13 protein-coding genes are annotated in these 16,681 nt (G+C 41.8%); 8 read left to right on the forward strand and 5 right to left on the reverse strand.

Annotated features, from left to right (window positions below; all coding sequences use genetic code 11):
- Positions 1–56 precede the first annotated feature (56 nt).
- The 3 genes from KO525_RS03845 to KO525_RS03855 form a co-directional block, all read right to left on the reverse strand.
- On the reverse strand, positions 57–2,255 hold the full coding sequence (locus KO525_RS03845) for a CHASE2 domain-containing protein (protein ID WP_215962471.1): 2,199 nt from the start codon (positions 2,253–2,255) through the stop codon (positions 57–59).
- Between the two features lie 30 nt (positions 2,256–2,285).
- Positions 2,286–3,017, reverse strand: a complete 732-nt coding sequence (locus KO525_RS03850; RefSeq protein ID WP_215962472.1) for a FecR domain-containing protein — start codon at positions 3,015–3,017, stop codon at positions 2,286–2,288.
- A 207-nt stretch (positions 3,018–3,224) separates the two neighbouring features.
- A complete protein-coding gene (locus tag KO525_RS03855; RefSeq protein WP_215962473.1) occupies positions 3,225–4,415 on the reverse strand; it encodes a type III PLP-dependent enzyme in 1,191 nt (396 codons plus the stop codon).
- 501 nt (positions 4,416–4,916) lie between these two features.
- Here KO525_RS03855 and KO525_RS03860 point away from each other — a divergent pair.
- Entirely contained in the window at positions 4,917–5,384 is a 468-nt protein-coding gene (locus KO525_RS03860; RefSeq protein WP_215962474.1) for a DUF1456 family protein, read from the forward strand.
- 113 nt (positions 5,385–5,497) lie between these two features.
- Here KO525_RS03860 and KO525_RS03865 read toward each other — a convergent pair whose 3' ends face one another.
- Positions 5,498–6,463 (reverse strand): LysR family transcriptional regulator, encoded by a 966-nt coding sequence (locus KO525_RS03865; RefSeq protein ID WP_272181638.1) that lies wholly within the window; start codon positions 6,461–6,463, stop codon positions 5,498–5,500.
- A gap of 39 nt (positions 6,464–6,502) precedes the next feature.
- On the opposite strand from KO525_RS03865, the gene metE reads away from it, so the two are divergent.
- Complete coding sequence (gene metE / locus KO525_RS03870) at positions 6,503–8,791, forward strand: 5-methyltetrahydropteroyltriglutamate--homocysteine S-methyltransferase (RefSeq protein ID WP_215962475.1); 2,289 nt, start codon at positions 6,503–6,505, stop codon at positions 8,789–8,791.
- Positions 8,792–8,903: 112 nt separating this feature from the next.
- Here the strand turns inward: metE and KO525_RS03875 are convergent, their stop codons facing one another.
- Positions 8,904–11,597, reverse strand: a complete 2,694-nt coding sequence (locus KO525_RS03875) for an FG-GAP-like repeat-containing protein (protein WP_215962476.1) — start codon at positions 11,595–11,597, stop codon at positions 8,904–8,906.
- 302 nt (positions 11,598–11,899) lie between these two features.
- On the opposite strand from KO525_RS03875, the gene KO525_RS03880 reads away from it, so the two are divergent.
- From KO525_RS03880 to trmH, 6 genes are all read left to right on the forward strand, one after another.
- Positions 11,900–12,217, forward strand: a complete 318-nt coding sequence (locus KO525_RS03880; RefSeq protein WP_215962477.1) for a hypothetical protein — start codon at positions 11,900–11,902, stop codon at positions 12,215–12,217.
- A gap of 67 nt (positions 12,218–12,284) precedes the next feature.
- Entirely contained in the window at positions 12,285–12,902 is a 618-nt protein-coding gene (gene gmk / locus KO525_RS03885) for a guanylate kinase (RefSeq protein WP_215962478.1), read from the forward strand.
- A 107-nt stretch (positions 12,903–13,009) separates the two neighbouring features.
- On the forward strand, positions 13,010–13,282 hold the full coding sequence (gene rpoZ / locus KO525_RS03890) for a DNA-directed RNA polymerase subunit omega (RefSeq protein ID WP_215962479.1): 273 nt from the start codon (positions 13,010–13,012) through the stop codon (positions 13,280–13,282).
- Positions 13,283–13,386: 104 nt separating this feature from the next.
- Positions 13,387–15,486 (forward strand): bifunctional GTP diphosphokinase/guanosine-3',5'-bis pyrophosphate 3'-pyrophosphohydrolase, encoded by a 2,100-nt coding sequence (gene spoT, locus KO525_RS03895; RefSeq protein ID WP_215962480.1) that lies wholly within the window; start codon positions 13,387–13,389, stop codon positions 15,484–15,486.
- 13 nt (positions 15,487–15,499) lie between these two features.
- A complete protein-coding gene (locus KO525_RS03900) occupies positions 15,500–15,889 on the forward strand; it encodes a RidA family protein (RefSeq protein ID WP_215962481.1) in 390 nt (129 codons plus the stop codon).
- 7 nt (positions 15,890–15,896) lie between these two features.
- On the forward strand, positions 15,897–16,679 hold the full coding sequence (trmH, locus tag KO525_RS03905) for a tRNA (guanosine(18)-2'-O)-methyltransferase TrmH (RefSeq protein WP_215962482.1): 783 nt from the start codon (positions 15,897–15,899) through the stop codon (positions 16,677–16,679).
- Positions 16,680–16,681: the final 2 nt, after the last annotated feature.

Genomic DNA, 16,681 nt, shown 5'->3' on the forward strand with positions numbered 1-16,681 from the left:
AGCCCAGTCACACATGGTGAATGAAAATGGCCTAAACGTTTTATATTTGTCTGTAACTATTTGCTGGTATGCACAAACACGCCATCCCAACCATCACCCGGTGGGTACTGCTGGAAGTGACGGATGCGGTCTTCGTACATGGTCAACAATATTTCATTAATACTATTTTCTTGCTTGAAGCGTTTTATAAAGTCTAACGCAACTGTCCAATTTTGCTGTTTATATGCGTCTAAAAATTGTGCAAAGTTTGAATTTAGCTCAGGTTCAATTTCTTTGTCGATGTGGAAAATCGCCACAGGTTCGTTTTTACCCTTCACTTTTACAAAATCGACTTGCCTCAATGAAAATTCATTCTCCGCGAGATGCTGGGCTGTTTTAGGTCCAACAAGACAGAATACGCCGTACTGTTTCGTTAAAGCCTCTAGCCTTGAACCAAGGTTGACCGAGTCGCCCATGACGGTATATGCCATCCTAAACTCTGATCCCATGTTGCCCACAAACATAGTATCGGTATTTAGGCCGATCCCTATTTTGATTTCAGGCCAACCACGCGCGGTAAAGTCGACATTGAGTTTGGTTAACTCGTCGGCCATATCCATAGCCGCTCGCGCTGCTAAGAGGGCATGTTCCTCGGTATCAATCGGTGCGCCCCAAAAGGCCATTATCGCATCGCCCATGTACTTATCGATAGTGCCATTATGGCGGTGAATAACGGTAGTCATTGCGGTTAGATATTGGTTCATTAGATCGGATAGTTCGTCCGGAGAGAGGCTTTCAGAAATTGTGGTAAAACTTCGGATGTCAGAGAACAAAACAGTAAGTTCTTTATTGGTATTTTCCAAATGGTATTTCTCAGGTTCTCGGCTCATTTGAGCAACCAACTCTGGCGGCACGTACTGCCCGAACATCTTCACGATAGACAACTTTTGTCGTGCTTCGGTCATCATATTGATCACGGTTAACGTGACAAACAATACAATTGTTAGCAATAAGCTCGACGCTAATGGCATAACAAAACCTTTGTTCCAAAACACTTGGCTTAACACTAATAATCCGACGATAAGTACTAAGACAGAAACAATTTGCCAACGCGGATCTCGAAGTGAAATGATGAGCAATAACAGCACGGTACAGGAAATAATACTGGTGATTTCAAACGATAACGCAAATTCTGGCACTTGCATTACTCTATCTTCAATAATGCCGGAAACGATGTTCGCGTGAACTTCAACACCTGGGTAGGTATTGGCAAATGGGGTGGTTCGCAAATCCAGTAACCCGGCGGCGTCAGTACCAAGGAGCACGACCTTGCCTTTTAACGTTTCAAGATCAGCTGTTTGTTGAATGATATCGATAACAGAAAAGTAAGGAAAACTGTGTTCGTAACCACGATAAGGCACTAATATTTCACCGTTTTCAGCCACGGGTACAATCCGATCACCTAGTCGTACCGACTTCACAAAAGAACGTTGTTCATACCGATCAAAATGAACGTCTATTTTATCCGCCCCTAATCCTAAACGAGCGAGCTCTAGTGCCAATGACGGGTACACATAACCTTGTATATGTTGCAATAAGGGAACTCGACGAAACACCCCATCGTCATCCAACAATGGATTATCAAAAAATCCGGCGTATGAAGCTTCTTCATGCAATAAAGGTAAATTGGCAACAAATGAATAGGCTTCAACTAATGAGTTGTTACGTTTAACTTCAGGTGTCAGGTCCATAATAGGAAGCGGTAATCGATTTACATTGTCTTTTGGTGTTTGTTCAAATACAAACCCGGTTACGACATCTCGGCCCTTTAGGCTTGTGGCAAAGGCCAAGTCAAAATCCAGTTGCGGCTGCAATGCGTTATAAGCCATTTGAAAGGTCGAATTATCTTTTAAATCACTGTTGGCAAGTAACTGCAAAACTTCCTGTCCGGTATTATCCGACGCTTCGGCAAACACCATATCAAATCCCAACGCCTTAATTTGATAATGGTCAAATAAGGTGTCGACCATTTGCGCCAATACATCCCTGCGCCATGGCCATTGACCAAGCTCAGCTATGCTTTTTTCATCAATATTAGCGATGGCAACATGTTGGTCGGTGTCGTCGGTTAAATGGATTTTTAAACTGGTATCGTAAAGTGATTTTTCGATGGCGCTGATAAGCGGTATTTCAAAAGCAGTAAATGCATGACACAGCGTAACTAAGCATAACAGCAAAGTTATGCAGAGCCGGTCTGCTGAAATCCGCTTAAACATGAACTTTATATCTCATTCTTTAGCACCACTTTAATAACCCCGGCGCGGTGCGTTGTATTGCATCAAAGAAGAAAACGGAGGCGCGCGGCCCACTAAGGCTTCGATGATCATGAGTTCTTCATCAGTGTGGTTTTTCATTGGTGCAGCTTCAATCAAGCTACCGGCTTTGCCATCTTTTAAAATATATCGAGGTGCATCATGATGTGTTGTTGTCACTATCTCTGAGCTGCTCGGATCGGTCAAAGAAGCAATTTCAGTTTGACCATAACAGGTACATACATAGCTGTGATCTTGGTGTGACTCAGAATAAACCCCGGTTCCTCGAATGCCTATTGTCGCCGTCGTGGTTTTGAGCTTTAAACTGCCTTCACCCTGCCCTCTTTTACCAAAGACCGACAACACTTTCCCTTTCGCTAGTTGCAAACCTGCTTCTAAGCTTGAGGTATTGTCGGTTAAAATCAGCTTACTGTTTTCTCGTAAAATATGTGCATCTTTACCAACCACAAATATGAGTTGACTGTTACTGTCAGTTTCAATGGTATCGTTGGCGGTAATAATGGATGAATCAGAAGCTTTTTTTCCGTTTATTTTTACTTTTCCCGACAAGGTAAAAATAGACTCACCGTCGTCCAGTTTGGTTGGGACTTTGCCTAGCGCATGCACTAGCGGCGCAAGTAACGAACTGCCAGCAGTTAGGGAATAACCAGCGGCCATTAATGAATAACGAACAAATTCTCGGCGAGTAAAGGGTGACGATTTCATAACTACAACCTATTGAACAAAAATAATGCACTTATAGATACTATGAAGTAGTTGTAATTTGATTACAATCAATCAATTAATTTAATAAATGTGGTAGCAACAACAAAAACGCCCGAGACATAATCTCGGGCGTTTTTTAAAAATAAAGACTCTACTGACAAATCAAACGAACAACGACGCCAGTTTAATGTTTCTGCGCATTAAGAACTAAGCACTAACAGCTGACTCAGAAAACGCATGTTCGTTTACAACCACCATTTCTGCGCGTTTAAAGAAGTTAAAATCGGTTGCCGTACAAGAGCAATAAGCTCCCATCATAGTGCTCACTATCAAATCGCCATTGTTTAGTTTTGGCAACATGATGTTTTCCGAAATCACGTCGATACTGTCGCACGTAGGACCGGCTAACACAGCTGGGAATAATTCGTCAGACTGTTTAACGCTTGTTGTTTGGTATTTTGCTTCGTCAAACATCAAACCACTAAATGACCCGTAAATTCCGTCGTCTAAGTAATACCAAGTTTTGCCGTTTCGCTCTGCTTGACCCATAACTGAAGCAATATTAGTTACCGCAGGGGCAACAATAAAACGTCCAGGTTCAGCAATCACACGAACTGTGTCTGGTAATTGCGCTAACGCATCACGAATTGGCGCACAAAAGATATTAATTGGTAGAACGTCCGCTGTGTATTGCACAGGGAAACCGCCGCCAATGTCCAACGTATTAAGGGCTGGTAAACCGGCTTCGGTAACTTGCTCAATAATGTCGGCGCAACGTGAGATTGCAGTCGCGTATTTGTCACCAGAACGTGTTTGCGAACCAACATGGAACGACAACCCTTTTACACGAATGCCCAAGTTGTGCGCGTGATTAATCAACGCAACAGCGTGTTCTGGTTTACAACCAAACTTTTTCGACAAGTCGGCTAAAACATCGGCGTTAGGAAAGCTCACACGAACCAGTAACTCAACGTCGTCTTTGAAGGCCACAAACTTGTCGATTTCGTTAATGTTGTCTACCACAAATACACAACAACCGTATTCAAGCGCATATTGAATGTCGCTTACACGTTTGATCGGGTGAGTCTGAATCGTGCGATCGCTTGGTACACCTACTGAATTAACTAAGTCAACTTCGCCGTTTGTCGCCAGATCAAAATATGCACCTTCCGCTAACAATGCTGACACTACAGCAGGATGAGGCAAAGGTTTTAATGCGTAATGTAAATCTACGTTTGGCAACGCTTGTTGCAAAGATCGGTATTGTTGACGCACGACATCACAGTCAAGCACCATTAACGGCGCGCCGTATTGGGCAACTAAAACTTCAGCAGAATCGACATGGTTAAATGACAAAGATTGAGCGTGAATAGGCGTAACAATTGGGTTGATAGACATAGTGTTCTTTTATTCTCCAGACGTCTTCAATAAAACAAATATATAAACCTCAAAAGTGAGGCGAGCGAGTCAAAACATAACTAAACATTCAAAGTCACTCTTGGATAGTTGCTCAACTGCCTGGCCGTGTTTTTCACGATGTACTTGGATTGGCTATCAACAAGAAGTGGCGGTATTTTAGGCAAAAAAACATTCAGTGCAATATTTTTTTTCATTATTTTGAAATTAATTTCAACCTCATGTTTTTAATGGATTTTAATTTATTTTTAGTGACATATGATCGACAATAAAGACCACAAATTGAGTATTTCCCCTTCTGTTTATGCTGAGTTAGCGTTAAAAGGACAGTTGAAAATACGGATAAAAAGCGGATTTTTAACTGTAACTTTTCAGTAAAAATTTCGTCTTTCCAAACTATCTTCAATTTGGGTCATTGCTGCTTGAGACAAACCGAATAAAACCAAGTATAATCGAGAAAATTTTGAACAAATGCGACCTAACATGACCAATAACGACGCTCTTCGAAGACTTCGATTTACCCTTAGCTATGACAACGCTAAAATGCTTTCAATTTTTGACCACGTTGGTTACAAAGTTGAAAATGCTCAATTAACTAGCTGGTTAGCTAAAGACGAAGACGAGCGTTACAAAAGCTTGCCTGATGAAGCTTTTGCCAACTTCTTAAATGGTCTTATTATTGAACGACGTGGCAAGCGTGAAGGCCCATCACCGGCAGCAGAAACCACCTTGAATAACAACATTGTATTGCGCAAATTAAAAATCGCGTTTGATTTGCAATCTAAAGGCATGTTGGAAATTTTAGAATTAGCGGACTTTCGATTCAGCGAACATGAACTAAGTGCACTGTTCCGTAAAGCAGGACATAAACACTTCCGTCCTTGTAAAGACCAAGTATTACGTAACTTCCTAATGGGACTGCAGCTTAAGTTTGCGCCTAAAGAAGACTAAGTTAGGTAGACTCTACGTTATCAAATAACTTATGCCGCGTTTATCGCGGCATTTTTGTGTCTGCTTTCCTATGTTTGCCAATTTACATAAAAAACCAAGCTAGAGTTCCTTTATCAGGCACTTTGTTGTTTTGCTAGCGCCACAAATTCATCGACAAATCGGCTTTGGGTTTCACCCTTTCTTACCGCAATAAAGGTCGACTTATGCAGGCCTGTTTTTCCTAACCGTAATGACATTATTTGATCTTTGTTTTCAGCTTTGGCCACCAGCCAATCGGGCAATACCGCAACCCCTCGATTTGACGCAACCAGTTGTAGGATCATTTCAGTGTTTTCTAATGTTTTATGTTGTTTCACTGTGCGTCCAGCCGGTAACAAAAACTGATTAAAGACATCCAATCGCGTGGTTTCTACCGGATACGTAAACAAAATTTGATCTTCGAGTTGTTCGGGCAAAATATGCTCTAACTCGGCAAAGGCATGTTGGTTACTGACCACTAAAACCTGTTCGTAGTCAAAAATTGGAATGTATTCTATCGCTCTATTCAATAAAGGATCCGGCGTGATAAGCAAATCAATTTCATGAGCAAATAACGCGCCCATGCCACCAAATTGAAATTCGTTTTTTATATCCACATCGACGTCTTGGTATTTGCTGAGATACGGTGATACCACTTGCAATAACCATTGAAAGCAGGGGTAACATTCAATGCCTAACTTTAACGAGCCAACAAAACCTTGCTTGAGTGCCTCAAGTTCAGACTCAAAACGCTCAAATTGCGGCAGTATTTTATTTGCCGCTTGTAAAACATGTGCACCGGCGTCGGTCAATAACAAGGTTCGCCCAGACTTGCGCCAAAGTTGAACGCCTACCCGCTGTTCGAGCTTTTTAATCGCATGACTTAATGCCGATTGCGTTAAACATAAGTGTTCTGATGCCTTAGTCACTGTGCCGTAGTGGTCAATGGCGCGTACCATTTCGAGTTGATGTCGGTCTAACATGATCTTCCATGCAATTATTTCATGAGCCATTTTCATGTATTTATGAAAATAAACCATTTTTATTAATAGAACAGTCACTCTACCATACTTCAAAATCATTTCAATTTAGAGGTATAGATGGCTAAATCACATTTATTGGGCGCGGCACGGATCGGTCCAAACAGAGAACTTAAATTTTCACTTGAATCATACTGGCGTGGCGACATTACTGCTGACGAACTGCAGTTAACGGCAAATACGATTCAACAACAAAACATTCAATCAACGGCAGATTTAAACTTCACCCAAGTGGGAGATTTTTCTTTTTACGACCACGTGCTCGATACCAGCTTTTTATTAGGTAACGTGCCGAAGCGGGCTCAAAACGACGATGATTCAAGACTCGACAATTACTTTAAAGTAGCCCGTGGCAAAGCGCGCAACCATAACAATTGCTGCACGCAAGCAGGTGAAATGACCAAGTGGTTCGACACCAACTACCATTACATCGTTCCAGAATTTGATCAAAACACTGAGTTTTCGTTAAACCCAGAACAACTCATTCGTCAAATCAATCAGGCCAAAGCATTAGGCTCAACGGTGAAACCTGTGATTTTGGGTCCGGTCAGTTATTTACATCTAGGAAAAAGTAAAGATCAATGTGATAAATTGGCCTTATTAGACAAATTATTGCCTATCTACCAAGAACTCTTTGCGGTCATCGAACGCCACGGAATTGAATGGGTACAGATTGACGAACCCGCTTTAGTTGTTGATTTATCACCTGAGTGGCAACTTGCTTATCGCTATGCGTTTAATGCTCTAAAAACATCGTCACTGAAAATTTTGTTAACCACTTATTTTGGGCCACTGGGCACCAATCTCGATCTCGTTGCCACATTACCAGTCGCGGGTATTCACATCGACGTGACTCATGACATTGATGAAGCGTCATCGTTAGTGCAATCCCAACCGGTTGACCAAGTATTGTCTCTTGGCGTGATTAATGGACGAAATATTTGGAAATCTGATCTCACAAAAATTTTAGACTCGATAGAACTCCTTGCCCAGGTGAAACAAGACAATCTATGGTTAGCGCCAAGTTGCTCGTTATTGCACGTTCCTGTCACTCTCGCGAACGAAACGTCATTAGCGGACGAACTCATCGACTGGCTAGCCTTTGGCCAAGAAAAAATTGCCGAACTAGAATGTTTAACGCTGGCATTAAATAAAGGCCGTAATGCGGTTGTACAGCAACTAAAGGATAATGAAACAAGTCTGCTCCGTCGTCACCACTCTCCTTTAGTGACCAACCAAGACGTGCAAAACGCCCTAAGTAATATCAATACTCAACATTTAAATCGAATAAGCCCGCATGTCGAAAGACAAGCGATACAACAACAAAAACTTAAACTGCCGACGTTCCCCACAACAACCATAGGGTCATTTCCGCAAACCGCTGATATTCGTCAAACCCGCAACCAGTATAAGCGCGGTAAAATCGACCACGCTGAATACGTAACAAAAATGCAGCAGGAAATTGAATCGGTTATTCAATACCAAACCGATTTAGACCTCGACGTATTAGTGCACGGCGAACCTGAGCGTAATGACATGGTTGAATACTTTGGTGAGTTGCTCGAAGGTTTTGCTCAAACGCAACTGGGCTGGGTACAAAGTTACGGTTCTCGTTGTGTAAAACCGCCAATTTTATTTGGTGATGTTTACCGTAGCCAACCATTAACAACACAATGGGCTGAATACGCGCAGTCGTTAACAAACAAGCCAGTTAAGGGCATGTTAACGGGGCCTGTGACTATTTTGAACTGGTCGTTTGTTCGTGATGATCAAGCCTTATCTACCACTTGCTATCAGATTGCGTTGGCAGTTAAAGAAGAAGTACAGGCGCTGGAACAATTAGGCATTAACATAATTCAAATAGATGAAGCGGCACTAAGAGAAGGATTGCCTCTGCGTAAAAATGACTGGCAGCACTACTTAGACTGGTCAGTAAATGCATTTAAATTATGTGCCCGTGATGTCGCTAATTCAACACAAATACATACTCACATGTGTTACTCAGAATTTGATGACATTATCGATGCAATCGCGCATATGGACGCCGATGTGATTACGATTGAATCGTCTCGTTCAGACAATGAGTTGTTGAAAACTTTTGAACGTTTTCAATATCCAAATCAAATTGGCCCTGGGGTTTACGATATTCATTCACCTAATATCCCAACGCTGGAAAGTATCCAGACGTTGATCAAAAAGGCGACGACAATATTTGACCGTGACCAGATATGGATCAATCCCGACTGCGGACTAAAAACCCGTCGGTGGGAAGAAGTAAAACCGGCATTAGAAAACATGGTAAAAGCAGCCAAGTCACTGCGTAACCCTTCAGTGGTAATCGCGGACTAATCAAAGAACACAAAAAAACCGTACTGTTTTAACAATCCAGTACGGTTTTTCCGTTTAGTTATGTATTAATGGATAAACTGGCTATTTCAATTAGTAAAATATCAACACAAGTTTATTTGGTCGAAATAGCAACCAGCGCGCTCCGACGTCGTCTAAATCCGACAATCCCTAAGGCAAATATCAAATAACCTATCGACAAACTTAATCCAAATTTAGGGCTTGAGTCATCCTTTTCGTCTGCCTCGTCGGGTGTTTCTTCATCTGGGGTTTCAACAACAATGTCGACCACAACAGTTACATCTTTGTAAACGGTAAACTGACCATCATTTACAACCAATCGAAATTTCAGCAACACTGATTCGTCACTTTCAGGCGCAATAAAACTGGGCGTTAACGTATCATCATCAATAAGTTCCACTGACGGCCCCGTGGCTTGCAACCAATTAAAGACTAACTCATCATCATCGGCATCAAAAATTACCCCAGCTAACCACACTTGTTCGCCAGGTCGCGCTGTTAGTGTCTCTCCTAGCTCGATTGTCGGAAGGTTATACCCCGGAATATTAGTGCCGATAGGAAATACATTGATGTCATATAATTGCTCTGCCGAAGATCGACCATCACTCGCCACCAACTTAAATTGCAAGACTTGATGTTCGTCAACACTTGGCGCAACAAACTCTAACTCTTGTCCTAATTGCCGTAAAATATTAGCGTCTGGACCACTAAGCTGTTGCCATTGAAATGTTATCGGATCGTCTTCGGGATCGGAGACTTCAGCGATTAACAGGTATTTGACATTGCTCACCAAATTCACTTCTTCGGCTGGCACAAAAACAGGCACCGTATTGTCACGTTTGACGACGTTTACTGTAAGACCTGATTGATTATCAAACACATCGAAATATGAGGCTGAACTTTGCACCAGAACATCTAGGTCTTGATCGCCGTCAACATCGGTAAAATGCGGGAAGACATTGCCTTCAAATTGCCCCTGGTTAAATGGGTTCAACAATCCTTCGGATTTAAATAAGGGCTGGGTTACCGTGCCGAGGTTTTTATAATAAATCAGTCGACCTGAGTCGCTGCCTACGAGCAGATCAACGTCGCCGTCGGTATCAAGATCAGCAAACGCCAAACCTAAAACATTGCCCACTAAACTTAAGTCAATTAACGTTTGGTTTTGCAGTCCAAATACGGCATTGCTAACACTGCCTGTATTTTCGTAATAAAATAATTCACCGTCACTGTTGGTAATATACAAGTCGAAGTCTAAATCATTATCAGCATCGACTAATGTCGGTCTGGCCCCAGCGCCAACGTCAATAAACCGGCCGGGGTTTTCTCGGCCAATTTTACTGACAAAAGTGAGTGCCCCACCGTCGGTGGTATTTTCAAAATAGCTCAAAAAACCAGACTGATTTCCCACGAGCAAGTCGTTGTCACCATCATTATCTAAATCAGCAGCAAAAGGCACTGCATCTGATCCAACATCAAACTGCGCTAACGCTCCATTAGCTGTACTTTGCCAGTCAAGCACGGCGTTGGCGTTGTTGATATATACCGCGAGTTGTCCATCGCTTTGGCCAACCACTAAATCAACTAAATTGTCGTTATTTATGTCAGTTAAATGAGTGTTCGAGTCATTTGTTAATGTAAAGCTTGGCTGATACTGATCATCTTCAATCATATCTAAACTGTTTATGAGCCTAATAACTTTGTTGTTTTGGTCCACTAACTCAAAATAAATCAAACGACTTTCGACCGGTAAAATTGCACTATTGCGATAGCTAATGGCCGACAAAATGACATTTGCAGCGTCTGGCGTCGTAAACTCATTAAAGGTAATTTCTAACGGTGCACCCGCTTCGCCTTTTTTGCTCGGTGTGATTTGGGCAACAATTTCCCCCATATAAATGACCTGACCGGTTTGCGACAACACAGTTAATTCTGCGGACAGATCACTTTCCAATACAATTGAGTCTTCCGGTAAGTGGCCCCAAATTGTCAAAACTTGACCAGCAAATTGTGCGTCGGGCTCAACCCAAGTAAGACTTTTAAACAGTGGCGAGCTTTCACCATTGCTGGCGTCAACTTCGTAAATAACAATAGGTGCAAGACCTGTGAAATACCCTAATTCTTGGCGGTTTAAGACCGAAAAGTTAACGGCTAATTGCCCAACATTGCCATTTATATCTTCAGCTAAAACAATCAGCTCATAATCATTATTCGCGTCTTGGTCCTGTGGTTGTTCAAAGTTTAAGGTGAATATCGGCGTGACCTGAAAGTCCTCTGACAACAAAAACAACTCGGCGTCTGCACCAGCAATTGAAAACGTAAATTCGTCGCCGTCTTCATCACTTGCCGCTAAACCAAAACTAAAATTGGTGTCTTCATAGGCCGAATAGTTGTTGTTGATTGAAATCACGGGTGCTTCATTCACATTAATAACGATGATTTGAATGTCTATGGCTGACGGATTTCCCTGGCTGTCCCTTGCATTGACCCTCAAGCTGTAAACATTATTGTGGGTATTGTCGCCGGGCTGCTCATAATTTGGGGCTTGGGAAAACGTTAGCTGGCCTGAATTTAAGTCGAATAAGTCGCCATCTTCTCCTTCTAGACTAAGCGTTTTAGTGCCATTAAATTCATCATCAATGATAAAATTGGCAACAAACGTGCTGTTTTCATCTACATCAATTTGAGCGCTGCCGGAGACGTCACGCGGGACATCTGAAGGCGCAGCAACAAGTGGCTTAATGCTCAAAATCACGAGGAGAATGACCAGTAACAATTTATTCGGCATAAAACATCTTCACCATCTAAGTATTAACTGTCGACTAATTCAAACAGCTTATTTAAAAAATGACACAACTGAGCCTGCGATAGACTCCAGAAAATATCTAGGGATTACACAAAAGATACGTTTTAGTGTAATCCACTTGGTTAAAACTCTGATAAAAGATCAGCTTATTAGCTATTATCGACCGCTAACGCTAAAAAGTGAATGTGATATTATTCACCCCCAAATTTCTTTTCAGTCTTGCATTTGGCACAAATTGGCCTTTAAATGCATTACTATTAACTGAATTTGTTAACGAGAAACGTATGTTTAAATTAATTCTGAAAATCGCCGTTGTATATTTAGTTCTTCAATACGGTTTAAAAGTCGATATTAATGGTTATGTAAAACCTTATATTGAGCCGCTTTGGGCTGAAGCACAGGATAACATGCCAGAGTCGGCTAAAATGTTGTTAGAAAAAGCAGAACCATTAGCGGATGCCGCGGTAGATAATCCACTTGTTGGTTATGTTACCGAACGAGCTCAGGCACTTGATGAAGCTAAAGCGAGCGTCAAAGCGTTAGAAGAAAAAATGAAAGAGATGCAAGAAGCCGCTGACAAAGCAGCCGATGGCGGAAATTAAGTTCATCATTTAAATAGATGATATACTGACGCGCTTTAAAATAGTCCAATTCAAAAGAACGAGTAATATGAAAGGTAATTTGTTCATCATTTCCTCACCAAGTGGTGCGGGTAAATCAAGTTTGATCAGCGCATTGTTAGCAAAACATGACGATATGAAAGTATCTGTGTCTCATACAACACGCGCACCAAGACCCGGTGAAGTTGACGGTGTTCACTATCACTTTTGTGATAAAGATGAATTTAAAGCGGTTATTGAGCAGAATGGTTTTTTTGAATGGGCTGAAGTATTTGGCAATTTTTATGGCACCTCTAAACAAGCGATAATTGATCAACTTGACCAAGGCATTGACGTATTTTTGGATATTGATTGGCAAGGCGCGCAGCAGATGCGCAAGTTAGTGAGCGAAGTTATTTCGGTGTTTATTTTACCACCATCAAAAACTGAACTGGAAAATCGCCTTAATAAACGCGGCCAAGATTCACAAGACGTGATCGCCAAACGCATGGACAAAGCGCAAAGCGAAATGTCTCACTATGACGAATATGGATTTGTTTTAATAAACGATGATTTTGATACCACTTTGGCTCAATTGGAGTCAGTTGTACTCGCACATCGGTGCAGAAAAGCAAACCAACAAATTAAACATCAATCCTTGTTAAATGATCTGTTGGCTAAAAGCTAACCTTAGTGTAATATTACGCCCCTTAAAAAATTTTTAACTTAGTGCAATTTTTGCGTTAAGTGTTGAAGTGAATAATCCGCAAAATGCGGTAAAACTGGAGATTGTAAATGGCTCGCGTAACTGTAGAAGACGCTGTTGATAAAATTGGTAACCGTTTTGATTTGATTTTAGTTGCATCACGCCGCGCGCGTCAGTTAGCAACTGGAGGCAAAGAGCCGTTAGTAGATGCTGGTCTAGATAAGCCAACTGTAACTGCTCTACGTGAAATCGAAGCTGGTTTGATCACAAACGAAGTAATGGATCTGCAAGATAACGAAGCAGAACATGTTCGTGAAGCGGAAGAAATGGCAGCTGTTGCCGCTATCGTTGGTAACGAATAGTAGAAAAACTTTATCGCCAACGTGTAACTTCACGTTGGCTTTACCCCTCAAACATCGTATATTTTAAATAATTCCATCCACCATCTTTTTGAACTGATTAATTAGTGTACTTATTTGAAGGCTTAAAACAAAAGATCTGCGAATACTTGCCGACCGAGCAAGTTAAAATCATTCAGCGTGCCTATGTTGTTGCGCGAGATGCGCACGAAGGCCAAATGCGTTCGAGTGGCGATCCATATATCACCCACCCTGTGGCTGTCACAGTGCTACTTGCAGACATGCGTCTTGATCATGAAACATTAGCCGCAGCGTTAATGCACGATGTTATCGAAGATACACCAGTAACCAAAGAAGAGTTAGCTGGCGAATTTGGCGATACCATTGCCGATTTAGTTGAAGGTGTTTCTAAACTCGACAAACTTCATTTTAAAGACAAAAAAGAATTCCAAGCCGAAAATTTTCGAAAAATGATCATGGCGATGACTCAAGATATTCGAGTCATATTAATTAAATTGGCAGACAGAACGCACAACATGCGTACTTTAGGATCACTAAAACCTGAGAAAAAACGTCGCATCGCCAAAGAAACATTAGAAATCTACGCGCCAATTGCTAATCGCTTGGGTATTCACGAATTTAAAAACGAATTGGAAAATCTTGGTTTTCAAGCCCTGTATCCAATGCGTGCGCGGGCCTTATCCGCTGCGGTAAAACAAGCCCGCGGCAATCGTAAAGAAATCATTCAGAATATTCAGGAAGAAATTGAAACCCGACTCCAAGAAGTTGCGATTGCTGGCAATGTGCTGGGTCGCGAGAAACATTTATTTAGTATTTATCGGAAAATGTTGAACAAAGAACTGATGTTCAACGAAGTCATGGACATTTATGCCTTCCGAATTGTCGTTAACGACATCGACACGTGTTACCGTGTCATCGGCGTAATGCATAATCTTTATAAACCTATTGAAACTCGTTTTAAAGACTATATTGCGATCCCAAAAACCAATGGTTATCAGTCACTGCATACCTCTTTGGTTGGTCCTCATGGCATTCCAATTGAAATACAAATTCGTACAAGTGAGATGGATCAGTTAGCTGACCGAGGTGTTGCTGCACATTGGGCATATAAAGGTGAAGGTGAAACCACAGGCAATACATCGCAACAACGTGCGCGCCAATGGATGCAAAGCTTATTAGAGTTGCAGCAAAGCGCAGGTTCGTCATTTGAATTTATTGAAAACGTAAAAACAGATTTATTCCCTGAAGAAATTTATGTCTTTACTCCTGATGGTAAAATTCATGAATTACCTATGGGGGCAACGCCTGTAGATTTTGCCTACAGTGTACATACCGATGTCGGTAATACATGTATCGGCGCTAAAGTTGACCGCAAACATCATCCGTTAAGTAAAGCATTAGATTCTGGCCAAACTGTTGAGGTTATGACCTCCAAAAACGGTAAGCCGAATGCCACTTGGCTCAACTTTGTAACAACCGCCAAAGCGCGCTTGGGGATCAGAAATTACCTCAAGCACCAACGTCGTAACGAAGCCATTAATTTAGGCAAACGTCTGCTAAATTCAGCATTGGGCGAACTCAATATCGAAGATATTGAAGAAGATAACAAAATACAGCTATTAAAAGATCTGCATTTAAAATCAATGGATGATCTGTACCGAGAAATTGGTTTAGGTAATTTGATGGGGCTAAGTGTTTGTAACCGTTTGCTAAATTCTGACGAGCAAGACGACGAAACAATGGCAAAGGATCATACTCCAATTGCCGGCGCTCACGGCATGTTGGTCACGTATAGTAAATGTTGTCATCCTATATTCGGTGATGAGATTGTTGCGCACGTGTCACAAGGCAAAGGGCTTACCATTCATCGCGAAGACTGCCCGAACTGTCGTCATTGGGAAAAAGAACCCGCAAAATTCTTTAAAGTGAAGTGGGATACAAATACCGACCGTGAATATGTCACGACACTTAAAATTGAATTAATCAATCATCAGGGCGCGCTAGCGAAAGTCACTCACTTGATTTCTAAGAGTAATTCCAATGTTGAACACATCAACACTGAAGAAAAAGATTCCAATTTATATGTGATCACCGCCGATGTAACGGTCAAAGACCGTATCCACTTAGCCCGATTGATTAAAAAACTTAGAACGATGCCAGATGTTCAACGCATCAGTAGAAAATAAATAAGGAACGAACATGACTCGAGTAGTTATCAGTACAGACAACGCACCAGCGGCGATTGGCACGTACAATCAAGCGATTAAAACGGGCACAACAGTATATTTGTCAGGTCAAATTCCGTTGGTACCAGAAACAATGGAAGTGATCTCTGAAGATTTTGAACAACAAGCAGAGCAAGTTTTTAAAAACTTAGCAGCGGTTTGTGAAGCTGCCGGCAGTTCACTTGGTGACGCAGTTAAGCTCAATATCTTTCTAACTGATTTAGGTCAGTTTGCGAAAGTAAATGAAATCATGGCCAAATTTGTTGCTGAACCTTTCCCAGCAAGAGCCGCGGTTCAGGTATCTGCTTTGCCAAAAGGCGTACAAATTGAAATCGACGGTATTCTAGAATTAGCAGACTGCTAATCCTCCTATGACCCCAGAAAGATTTAAACGGATCACTGATCTGCTCGATAAACGCCAGACAGATTTAACAGTATGTATGGAGCAGGTCCATAAAACCCATAACTTATCAGCTATAATTCGTACGGCGGATGCCGTCGGCATCCACAATATCCATGCGATTTATACCACCGAAAGTCGGTGGCTTAGTGGTGGCCGTGCCTCTGGTAGCCAAAAGTGGGTGAAAGTAACCGAACAGCCTGATACCACAACAGCGATTAATCAGTTTAAGCAACAAGGCATGCAAGTACTTGCTACTAACTTGTCTGATAAAGCAGTGGATTTTCGTGATATCGACTATACAAAACCGACGGCACTGATCTTAGGACAAGAGCGGGATGGCATTTCTGAACAGGCATTAGAAATGGCCGACCACCATATTGTTGTGCCTATGTATGGCATGGTTGAATCACTCAATGTCAGTGTTGCAGGCGCATTAATAATGTACGAAGCACAACGGCAACGTCGAGAAGCGGGAATGTACAACCAGTCGCGAATCGACAAATCGATTCGTCATCAAATGTTGTTCGAAGGTGGGCATCCAATTTATGCCGAGTTATGTGTTCGCACACAAACGCCATATCCCCCACTAGATGAATACGGCCAAATTGCAGCAGACCCTGATTGGTATCAAACGTTGAAGCAACGTTTTGCATTATTGAGCCCGGAACAAAAATCGAAACGTGTGGACTTTACCCATAGCGATCAGCAGTTTGAACTCGATCCTTTACCAATGCCTGATAAGCGTAATTAACG

This window comes from Psychrosphaera sp. B3R10 (genome assembly GCF_018861025.1).
GTDB lineage: Bacteria > Pseudomonadota > Gammaproteobacteria > Enterobacterales > Alteromonadaceae > Psychrosphaera > Psychrosphaera algicola.

Coding starts and splice junctions, on each gene's coding strand:
- KO525_RS03860 (WP_215962474.1), top strand. CDS start 4,917: ATGACCAATAACGACGCTCTTCGAAGACTTCGATTTACCCTTAGCTAT.
- KO525_RS03875 (WP_215962476.1), bottom strand. CDS start 11,597: ATGCCGAATAAATTGTTACTGGTCATTCTCCTCGTGATTTTGAGCATT.
- KO525_RS03855 (WP_215962473.1), bottom strand. CDS start 4,415: ATGTCTATCAACCCAATTGTTACGCCTATTCACGCTCAATCTTTGTCA.
- metE (WP_215962475.1), top strand. CDS start 6,503: ATGGCTAAATCACATTTATTGGGCGCGGCACGGATCGGTCCAAACAGA.
- trmH (WP_215962482.1), top strand. CDS start 15,897: ATGACCCCAGAAAGATTTAAACGGATCACTGATCTGCTCGATAAACGC.
- gmk (WP_215962478.1), top strand. CDS start 12,285: ATGAAAGGTAATTTGTTCATCATTTCCTCACCAAGTGGTGCGGGTAAA.
- KO525_RS03850 (WP_215962472.1), bottom strand. CDS start 3,017: ATGAAATCGTCACCCTTTACTCGCCGAGAATTTGTTCGTTATTCATTA.
- rpoZ (WP_215962479.1), top strand. CDS start 13,010: ATGGCTCGCGTAACTGTAGAAGACGCTGTTGATAAAATTGGTAACCGT.
- KO525_RS03900 (WP_215962481.1), top strand. CDS start 15,500: ATGACTCGAGTAGTTATCAGTACAGACAACGCACCAGCGGCGATTGGC.
- KO525_RS03880 (WP_215962477.1), top strand. CDS start 11,900: ATGTTTAAATTAATTCTGAAAATCGCCGTTGTATATTTAGTTCTTCAA.
- KO525_RS03845 (WP_215962471.1), bottom strand. CDS start 2,255: ATGTTTAAGCGGATTTCAGCAGACCGGCTCTGCATAACTTTGCTGTTA.